Raw genomic sequence first — 9342 nt, 5'->3', positions numbered from 1 at the left:
AACCGCACGGTGACAGTGAACGGAAAGGCCGGTACGCCCGGTAGGCGGCATCACCGGCGCCACCGCCAGGAACAACCTGGACTCCGGCGCTCACGCACGAGGGCCGCCGCACACGACCACGCCGTCGCCGTGCCGGTCGCCACCAGGACTGTCAGAGCCCCCGGCTAGGCTCAAGTACGGTGTCATGCTGGCGAATCACCTTGTGCCACGATCCGGGAGACCGACCCTGTGACTGCTGAGACCCTTTATGGGGCCGACGACCTGACCCACCTGGAGGGTCTGGAGGCCGTGCGCAAACGGCCCGGCATGTACATCGGGTCCACCGACAGCCGGGGTGTCAACCACCTGTTCACCGAGGTCGTCGACAACTCCACCGACGAGGGCATCGCCGGTCACGCCACCAAGGTCGTGGTCACCCTGCACGCCGACGGCAGCGTCCAGGTCGACGACAACGGCCGCGGCATCCCCACCGGGGTGCACGCCAAGTCCGGCCTCTCCGGTGTCGAGCTGGTGCTCACCCGGCTGCACGCCGGCGGCAAGTTCGGCGGCTCCGGCTACAAGACCTCCGGCGGCCTGCACGGGGTCGGCGCCTCCGCGGTCAACGCGCTGTCCCACCGCTTCGACGTCACCGTCAAGCGCGAGGGCAAGGTGCACGAGATGTCCTTCGCGCACGGCGTGCCCGGCGAGTTCGACGGACCCGGACCCAAGGCCAAGTTCACCCGCCGCTCCGGGCTCAACGTCACCGGCAAGATGAAGCGCAACGAGTCCACCGGCACCTCCATCCGCTACTGGCACGACGCCCGCTACTTCGAGAACGGCGCCGCGCTGGACCGCGAGGCCGTGCGCACCAAGCTGCGCAACACCGCCTTCCTGGTGCCCGGCGTGACCTACGTGCTCCGCGATGTCACCGAGGGCGGCATCGCCGAGGAGACCTTCCACTACCCGCACGGCCTCACCGACATGGTCGAGTTCCTCACGCCGTCGAGTGACAAGCCGGTCTCCGGGATCATCTACGCCAACGGCGAGGGCACCTACACCGAGAACGCCGCCGACCAGAACGGCGTCATGCGGTCCAAAGTGGAGCGCGTCGCCCAGGTCGAGGTCGCGCTGCGCTGGGGCACCGGCTACGAGCGCACCGTGGAGTGCTTCACCAACACCATCCGCAACGTGCACGGCGGCACGCACCGCCGCGGCTTCGACCGCGCCGCGCTGAAAGCCTTGCAGGAAGCCATCTCCAAGACCCGGGGGCTGCTCAAGCCCAAGGAGGACCTGCCCCAGCTCGACGACGTGCTCGAAGGCATGACCGCGGTCATCCACGTGCGCATCCCCGAGCCGCAGTTCACCTCCCAGACCAAGGACGAGCTCTCCACCGCCGGCATCACCAAGGTCATCCAGAACGTGGTGGAACGGCACATCAAGGCCTGGACCGAGGACAAGCGCAGCAAGGTCGAGGCCAAGACCGTGCTGCAGAAGGTGGTCGACGCCGCCCGCGTCCGGCTGACCCAGAAGCACCAGAAGGACGCCGCCCGCCGCAAGACCGCCCTCGAAGGCGCGGCCATGCCGCCCAAGCTGGTCGACTGCCGCAGCACCGGCGTGGCCCGCAGCGAGCTGTTCCTGGTCGAGGGCGACAGCGCGCTGGGCTCGGCCCGGATGGCGCGGGTCTCGGAGTACCAGGCGCTGCTCCCGCTGCGTGGCAAGATCCTCAACGTGCAGAAGGCCAGCCTGGCCGACACCCTGCGCAACGCCGAGATCTCCAGCATCGTGCAGGTCCTCGGCGCGGGCAGCGGCCGCACCTTCGACCTGAGCACCATGCGCTACGGCCGGGTGATCCTGATGGCCGACGCCGACGTGGACGGCTCGCACATCCGCACCCTGCTGATCACCCTGTTCGCCAAGTACATGCGCCCGGTGATCGAGGACGGCAGGCTCTACGCCGCCATGCCGCCGCTGCACAAGATCACCACCAAGGGCCGCAACAGCGAGACCATCTTCACCTTCACCCAGCGGGAGATGGAGAACACCGTCACCAAGCTGGAGAAGGCCGGCAAGCAGATCGTCACGCCGGTGCCCCGGTTCAAGGGCCTCGGCGAGATGGACGCCGACGAGCTGTGGGACACCACGATGAACCCGGCCACCCGCTCGGTCCGCCGCATCACCCTCGACGACGCCGAGGCCGCCGAAGCGGCCCTTGAGCTGCTGATGGGGGAGAAGGTCGAACCCAGGCGCAACTGGCTGGTCGACTCGGCCGCGCGGGTCGACCGGGCCGCGATCGACGCCTGAGCGCACGTTTTCGTCAGAGGAGCCAGACAGCTATGGCACGCCGCAAGGGCAGCACGAGCAGCAAGGTCGACCCGGCCGCCTTCGACCGGGCCGGCGCCAAGGTCTTCGACAACTCGCTCAAGACCGAGATCGAGGACTCCTACCTCGAGTACGCCTACTCGGTCATCCACGCCCGCGCCCTGCCCGACGCCAGGGACGGCCTCAAGCCGGTGCACCGCCGCATCCTGTTCTCCATGAACGAGCAGGGCTACCGGCCCAGCCACGCCTACGTGAAGTCCTCCCGCGTGGTCGGCGACTGCATGGGCAAGTACCACCCGCACGGTGACACCGCCATCTACGACGCGATGGTGCGGATGGCCCAGGACTTCGCGCTCAACGCGCCGCTGGTCGACGGGCACGGCAACTTCGGCTCCCCGGACGACGGACCGGCCGCCTCGCGTTACACCGAGGCGCGGATGTCCCCGGAGGCGATGCTGCTGGTCGGCGAGCTCGGTGAGGACACCGTCGACTTCCGCCCCAACTACGACGGCTCCCTCCAAGAGCCCACGGTGCTGCCGGCGGCGTTCCCGAACCTGCTGGTCAACGGCACCTCGGGGATCGCGGTCGGCATGGCCACCAACATGATCCCGCACAACCTGGGCGAGGTGGTGGCCGCCGCGCGCCACCTGATCACCCACCCCGGCGCGAGCCTGGACAAGCTGATGGAGTTCGTGCCCGGCCCCGACCTGCCCACCGGCGGCATGCTGCTCGGCCTGGACGAGGTCCGCAAGGCCTACGAGACCGGCCGCGGCGTGGTCCGGATGCGCGCCAAGGTCGAGACCGGCCCGCTGGAGGGCAGCCGCGGCAGGCAGGCGATCACGGTCACCGAGCTGCCCTACGGCGTCGGCCCCGAGAAGATCATCGAGAAGATCACCGACGAGGTGAACAAGTCCAAGCGGCTCACCGGGATCGCCGACGTCAAGGACCTCACCGACCGGGAGAACGGCACCCGCCTGGTGATCGAGTGCAAGGTCGGGGTCAACCCGCAGGCGCTGCTGGCCGACCTGTACCGGCTCACCCCGCTGGAGCAGTCCTTCGGCATCAACAACCTGGTCCTGGTCGACGGCCAGCCGCAGACCCTCGGGCTCAAGCAGCTCCTGGAGGTCTTCCTGGCGCACCGGTACGAGGTGGTCACCCGGCGCACCTCCTTCCGCCGCCGCAAGCGGCAGGAACGGCTGCACCTGGTCGAGGGCCTGCTCAGGGCGCTGCTGGACATCGACAAGGTGATCAAGCTGATCCGCAACAGCGAGAACGCGCAGGCCGCCAAGGACGGCCTGATGAAGCAGTTCACGCTCTCCGAGATCCAGGCCGCCTACATCCTGGACACGCCGCTGCGCCGCCTCACCAAGTTCGACAAGATCGAGCTGGAGGCCGAGCAGGAGAAGCTGCAAGCCGAGATCGCCGAGCTGTCCAAGATCCTCGACGACGAGTCGGTGCTGCGGAAGGTCGTCTCCACCGAGCTGGCCAAGGTGGCCAAGGACCTCGGCTTCGAGCGCCGCACCGCGCTCATCGACGGCGACCTCAAGGAGGTCCTGGCCGCCTCCAAGCCCGCCGGGCCGCTGGAGGTCGCCGACGACCCGTGCCAGGTGATCCTCTCGGCCACCGGCCTGGTCGCGCGCACCGCCGCGGAGTCCGAGGAGGCCTCCGAGGCGCGCAGGCGCAACGGCCGGACCAAGCACGACGCGGTCGCCGCCATGGTGCACTCCACCGCCCGCGGCCAGGTCCTGCTGGTCACCAGCCTCGGCCGGGCGTTCAAGACCGACGTGCTGCCCCTGCCGGTGCTGCCGGAGGCCTCCGGCACGGTGTCCCTCTCCGGCGGCATGGCCGCCAGCGAGCTGGTGCCGCTGGAGAAGGGCGAGAAGGTCGTCGGCATCGCCCCGCTCGGCGAGCAGGCCACCGGCTCGCCCGGCCTGGCCATCGGCACCCAGCAGGGCGTGGTCAAGGTGTGCTCGCCGGAATGGCCGGTCCGCTCCGATGAGTTCGAGGTCATCTCGCTCAAGGACGGCGACCAGGTCGTCGGCGTCACCTGGCTCACCGACGGCAGCGAGACCCTCGTCTTCGTCTCCAGCGACTCCTCCCTGCTGCGCTACCCGGCCGGCCTGGTCCGGCCGCAGGGCCTCAAGGGCGGCGGCATGGCAGGCATCAACCTGGGCAAGGAGGCCAAGGCGGTCTTCTTCGGCGCGGTCCGCACCGACGACGACGAGCACGGCGAGCCGATGGTGGTCACCTCCACCGGGCAGAGCGTCAAGGTCACCCCGTTCGCGGAGTACCCGGCCAAGGGCCGCGCCACCGGCGGTGTCCGCTCGCACCGCTTCCTCAAGGGCGAGCACGAGCTGGTGATGGCCTGGATCGGCTCCCGCCCGGCCGGCGCGGGCCGCAACGGGTCGCCGGTGGAGCTGCCCGAGGCGGATCCGCGGCGGGACGGGTCCGGGCACGCGCACCCCGGCCCGGACGTCGTGGGACACCTCATCGAACGCGACTGAGGCCAGCGATGCTCGCTCCGGCCGCCACCAGGGAACCCGCCAGGGTCGGCCGTGACTGGTTGATCGTCACCCTCGCCGGGCTGCTGCTCGGCGGGGTGACGTTCCTGTTCCATTTGTTCCACCTCGGCTGGCTGGCCAACTCCACCGCCAGCTGGGCCACCACCGCCTACCTGGTGGGCGCGTGCACCGGCTGGAGCCTGTGGCGCTCCCCGCTCTACGGCGCTGTCGCCCTGTGGATCGGCCTGACCTGCTGGTACCTGTCGGTGGCCGTGCGCGGGGAGTTCGACTGGTCCACCCTGGGCGAGGCCGGGATCTGGTTCGGCGCGGCCGCGGTGGCCGGCGCGGTGTTCGGCTACGCCGGGGCCTGCCGCCGCTACTGCCTCGGCCCCTTTTCCTTCCTCGGCATCGGTGTGATCGGCGGCGTGCTGGTGTGGGAGGGCCTGTACCGGCTGTTCGTGATCGCCCCCGACGTGCCGGGCAACACGCAGGTCATCGCGGGCGCCACCATGCTCAGCTGCGGGGTGCTGGCCGCAGTGCTGCTGCCGCGCACCTTCCAGGACCGGCTGTACGCGCTCGGGGTCGCCGCCGCGGTGACCGCGATCGGCGCCCCGGCCGCGCCGCTGTTTCAGCTGATCCTGTCCAACAACAACTGACGCTCGGTCTCGGTCAGCTCGATGCCGAGCTCCGGCAGCAGGGCCACCGCCTCAGCCGGGGTCACCGGCCGGGTCTCGGTGCTCCCGTCCGCCCGCTCCACGGTCAGCTGCCCGCCCACCAAACGGTGGCTGACGCCCTCTTCCAGGCGCATCGCGACCAGCTGCTGGGAGAACGGCGAGCGCGGGTGGGTGGCCACGAAGTGGTGCGCCACCAGGTAGTCCACCGGCCGCTGCACCTGCTCTTCGAAACCGTGCAGCGACCGCCAGCCGTTGGCCTCCTGCTTCTGCAGCACCCACAGCGGCCCGTCCTGCACCAGCCGGTGCTTCCACCCGGCCTGGTCGGTCACCTGTCCCGCGACCAGCGGCATCGGCTGGAACATGCCGGCGCCGAACCCGATGTCCACCAGGAAGTCCTGGCCCTCGGCGGTGACCACCAGGGTCATGTGGGTGCGGAAGCTCGGCTTGTCCGGGTCGATCCGGGACATCCGTCGCCGCACCTGGTAGCCGAGCTGGGTGGCCACCGCGGCGAAGAGCAGGCCGTGCTCGTAGCAGTAGCCGCCGCGCCTGCGGCCCACCAGCTTGGCCACGATGCCCGGCAGCTCCACGCCGGGATGCTGGTTCAGCAGCACGTCGATGTTCTCGAACGGGATCGACCGGCTGTGCGCCGCGTGCAGGCTGCGCAGCGCCTCGACGGTCGGGGCCGGTACCGGCGGGTGGCCGATCCGGGTGAGGTAGGCGGTCACGTCCACGGCGTCGACGGTCCACTCGTCGTTGGCAGACCGTGGCTTCGGAGAAGTCATGCCCCGCAGTCTCATACCTCCAGCGCGGTGGAGGTCAAGGGCAGTTCCGCAGTGACCACAACGATTTCCGCGCTGCTGTCCGCCGGAGTCCGCCAGCTGTGCTCGACCCCGGCCGGGATGGCCAGCTGGTCACCGTTGGCCAGGTAGGCCATCCGGTCGCCCACGCGCACGTCCAGCGCGCCGAAGCGCACGTAGAGCAGCACGGAGGCCCTGGAGCGGCGCGGCGGGCAGCCGGCCCCGGGCGGGAGGGTGGTGCGCACCGCGGTCAGCACGGGTCATCGGCTCCCCTGTGAGAACACTAGTTCCACAGCTGATAGTACGGAGGCTAACTATCTCGCGGCAAACTAGAGTGCCCGCATGGGCATTGACGGGATGGCCGACGCGGAGGAGATCCTGGCGGCCTGGCGCCGGGAGCGGCCGGACCTCGACGTCTCCACGCTGGCCCCCTTCATCCGGACCTTGCAGGTCACCCAGCTGCTGGCGGCCGAGGTGGAGAAGGTCTTCACCGAGTACGGGCTGCGCCGCGGCGAGTTCGACGTGCTCACCTCGCTGCGCCGGGCAGGCGCCCCGTTCACGCTGACCCCCTCGGAGCTGGCCGACCTGCTGATGCTCTCCCGCGCGGGCATGACCAACCGGTTGGATCGCCTGGAGAGCGCCGGTTACGTGGAGCGGCGGCTGGATCCGGGCGACCGGCGCAGCTTCCTCATCGCGCTCACCGAACGGGGCCGCGAGCTCATCGACGAGACCTTCACCGCGCACATCGCCAACCTGCACCGGCTGACCGCGAAGGTCACCCCCGAGCAGCGCGCGGTGCTGGACGAGATCATGCGCACCCTGCTCGCCGGCCTGCGCTGACCCGGTTTCTGTCGGCCGTGCGGGCTACCGTCTGCCCATGACGGTGGAGACGGTCCTCGCCGATGCCTTCCGCACCGAGTGGGGGCAGGTGGTGGCCACCCTGATCCGGGTCACCGGCGACTGGGACCTGGCCGAGGAGTGCGCCCAGGACGCCTTCGCGCAGGCCATGGAGACCTGGCCGAGGGACGGGGTGCCGCGCAAACCGGGCGCCTGGCTGACCACCGCGGGCCGCAACCGGGCGATGGACCGGCTGCGCCGCGAGGCGGTCGGCCGGACCAAGCTGCGCGAGCTGGCCGCCCTGCCACCGCCGGAACCCGAACCCGCCGACGACGGCGGGGTGCGCGACGACCAGCTCCGGCTGATCTTCACCTGCTGCCACCCGGCGCTGCCCCTGGAGGGCAGGGTCGCGCTGACCCTGCGCACGCTGTGCGGGCTGACCACCCCGGAGATCGCCAGGGCGTTCCTGGTGCCGGAGGCGACCATGGCGCAGCGCCTGGTCCGGGCCAAGCGCAAGATCCGCAACGCCGGGATCCCGTACCGGGTGCCGCCTGCCGAGCTGCTGCCGGAGCGGCTGACCGCGGTGCTCGGCGTGCTCTACCTGCTGTTCAACGAGGGCTACTCGGCCACGGCGGGGGAGGACCTGCTGCGCGGTGGCCTCAGCGGCGAGGCGATCCGGCTGGCCCGGGTCCTTTGTGGACTGATGCCGGATGAGCCGGAAGCGTTGGGGCTGCTGGCTTTGCTGCTGCTGCACGACGCCCGCCGCGCATCCAGGGTGGATGCCAACGGTGACCTGGTCACCCTGGAGCAGCAGGACCGGGACCGCTGGGACGCCGAGGAGATCGCCGAGGGCGCGGCGCTGCTGGAGACCGCGCTGCGCAGGGGCCGGCCGGGGGTGTACCAGCTGCAGGCGGCGATCAGCGCCTGCCACGCCACCGCGAAGACCGCGGCGGAGACCGACTGGCCGCAGATCGCCGGGCTCTACGCCGAGCTGGCCCGCCGGGTGCCCTCGCCGGTGGTGCGGCTCAACCAGGCGGTGGCGATCGCGATGGCCGAGGGCCCGGCCACCGGCCTGGCGCTGGTGCGGGAGCTGGAGGAGTCGGGCCTGCTGGCGGGCTACCACCTGCTCCCGGCCACCCGAGCCGACCTGCTCCGCCGCCTGGGCCGTGACGCCGAGGCCGCGCAGGCCTACCGGGACGCGCTCAAACTGGTCACCGCCGAGGCGGAACGCCGCTACCTGGGGCGCAGGCTGGCCGCGCTGGCCCAGGACGGGTAGTCGGTCCACGCGGCCAGGGACTGCCTGCTGATCAGGTGCCGTTCCTCGCCGGTGATCGGGTCGGTGAACCGCAGCGTCTTGGCCAGCAGTTGCAGCGGCCGGGTGAAGTCGTCCAGGGGCCGGTCGGTGATCTCGGGGTAGAAGTCGTCACCCAGGATCGGGATGCCCAGCCTGCTCAGGTGCAGCCGCAGCTGGTGGGTGCGCCCGGTCAGCGGCAGCAGCCGGTACCGGCCCAGCCCGTCGCGCTGCTCCAGCAGCTCCAACGTGGTCACCGCGTTCGGCGGCCCGTCCACCTCCTGCGCGGTGATCACCCCGCGCTCCTTGTGGATCCGGCTGCGCACCGTCATCGGCAGCACCAGCCCGGGGTTCACCGGCGCGACGGCCTCATATTCCTTGTGCACCAACCGATCCCGGAACAGCGTCTGATAGCGGCCCCGGTCCGCCCGGTTGATCACGAACATCACCAGCCCCGCGGTGACCCGGTCCAGCCGGTGCGCCGCGCTCAGCTCCGGCAGGTCGAGCTCCCGGCGCAGCTTCACCAGCGCGGTCTGCTGGATGTGCTTGCCGCGCGGGATGGTGGCCAGGAAATGCGGCTTGTCCACCACCAGCAGGTGCTCGTCCCGGTGCACGATCCCGATCGGATAGGGCACCGGAGCCTCCACCGGCAGCTCCCGGTGGAACCACACCACCCCGCCCGGCACGTACGGCGCGTCCAGTTCCAGGGGCCCGTTCAGGTCGGCGATCCGCCGCTCGGTGAACATCGCGTCCAGCACCGCCGGGGTGACCAGCGGCAACCGGTCGGCCAGGTGCGCGCGCACGGTCGCCCAGGCCCCGTCCTCCGGCAGGCGCATCCGGGCCGGGTCCAGGCCGAAGCGCTGCGGTAGCGGGGGCGGGGTTTTGCGACGCATCGGGTCAGCGTACGGGCTCCCGGCCCGGGCGCCGCCCACGGCGAGCCCGGG

General features: G+C 70.9%; 8 protein-coding genes. 5 read left to right on the top strand and 3 right to left on the bottom strand.

Annotation, left to right across the window (positions count from 1 at the left end):
* Nucleotides 1–228 precede the first annotated feature (228 nt).
* The 3 genes from ACWDY5_RS38470 to ACWDY5_RS38460 are packed head-to-tail and all read left to right on the top strand — an operon-like array spanning nucleotide 229 to nucleotide 5455.
* A complete protein-coding gene (locus tag ACWDY5_RS38470; protein ID WP_449727064.1) occupies nucleotides 229–2280 on the top strand; it encodes a DNA gyrase/topoisomerase IV subunit B in 2052 nt (683 codons plus the stop codon).
* A 32-nt stretch (nucleotides 2281–2312) separates the two neighbouring features.
* Complete coding sequence (locus ACWDY5_RS38465; protein WP_449727063.1) at nucleotides 2313–4802, top strand: DNA gyrase/topoisomerase IV subunit A; 2490 nt, start codon at nucleotides 2313–2315, stop codon at nucleotides 4800–4802.
* Nucleotides 4803–4810: 8 nt separating this feature from the next.
* A complete protein-coding gene (locus ACWDY5_RS38460; RefSeq protein WP_449727062.1) occupies nucleotides 4811–5455 on the top strand; it encodes a DUF6518 family protein in 645 nt (214 codons plus the stop codon).
* On the opposite strand, the gene ACWDY5_RS38455 is transcribed toward ACWDY5_RS38460, so the two are convergent.
* Both ACWDY5_RS38455 and ACWDY5_RS38450 read right to left on the bottom strand, forming a co-directional pair.
* Entirely contained in the window at nucleotides 5428–6255 is an 828-nt protein-coding gene (locus tag ACWDY5_RS38455; RefSeq protein WP_449727061.1) for an arylamine N-acetyltransferase family protein, read from the bottom strand. The genes ACWDY5_RS38460 and ACWDY5_RS38455 overlap by 28 nt on opposite strands.
* 11 nt (nucleotides 6256–6266) lie before the next feature.
* On the bottom strand, nucleotides 6267–6515 hold the full coding sequence (locus ACWDY5_RS38450) for a cupin domain-containing protein (RefSeq protein WP_449727060.1): 249 nt from the start codon (nucleotides 6513–6515) through the stop codon (nucleotides 6267–6269).
* Nucleotides 6516–6612: 97 nt separating this feature from the next.
* On the opposite strand from ACWDY5_RS38450, the gene ACWDY5_RS38445 reads away from it, so the two are divergent.
* Nucleotides 6613–7110 (top strand): MarR family winged helix-turn-helix transcriptional regulator, encoded by a 498-nt coding sequence (locus ACWDY5_RS38445; RefSeq protein WP_449727059.1) that lies wholly within the window; start codon nucleotides 6613–6615, stop codon nucleotides 7108–7110.
* 37 nt (nucleotides 7111–7147) lie between these two features.
* Nucleotides 7148–8383: an RNA polymerase sigma factor gene (locus tag ACWDY5_RS38440; protein WP_449727058.1), complete on the top strand. Its 1236-nt coding sequence runs from the start codon at nucleotides 7148–7150 to the stop codon at nucleotides 8381–8383.
* Here ACWDY5_RS38440 and ACWDY5_RS38435 read toward each other — a convergent pair.
* Entirely contained in the window at nucleotides 8341–9291 is a 951-nt protein-coding gene (locus ACWDY5_RS38435) for a pseudouridine synthase (protein ID WP_449727057.1), read from the bottom strand. The two genes, ACWDY5_RS38440 and ACWDY5_RS38435, sit on opposite strands and share 43 nt — an antisense overlap.
* Between the last annotated feature and the right edge of the window lie 51 nt (nucleotides 9292–9342).

It is taken from the genome of Crossiella sp. NPDC003009 (assembly GCF_053591555.1).
This window is presented reverse-complemented; position numbering and strand designations above follow the sequence as displayed.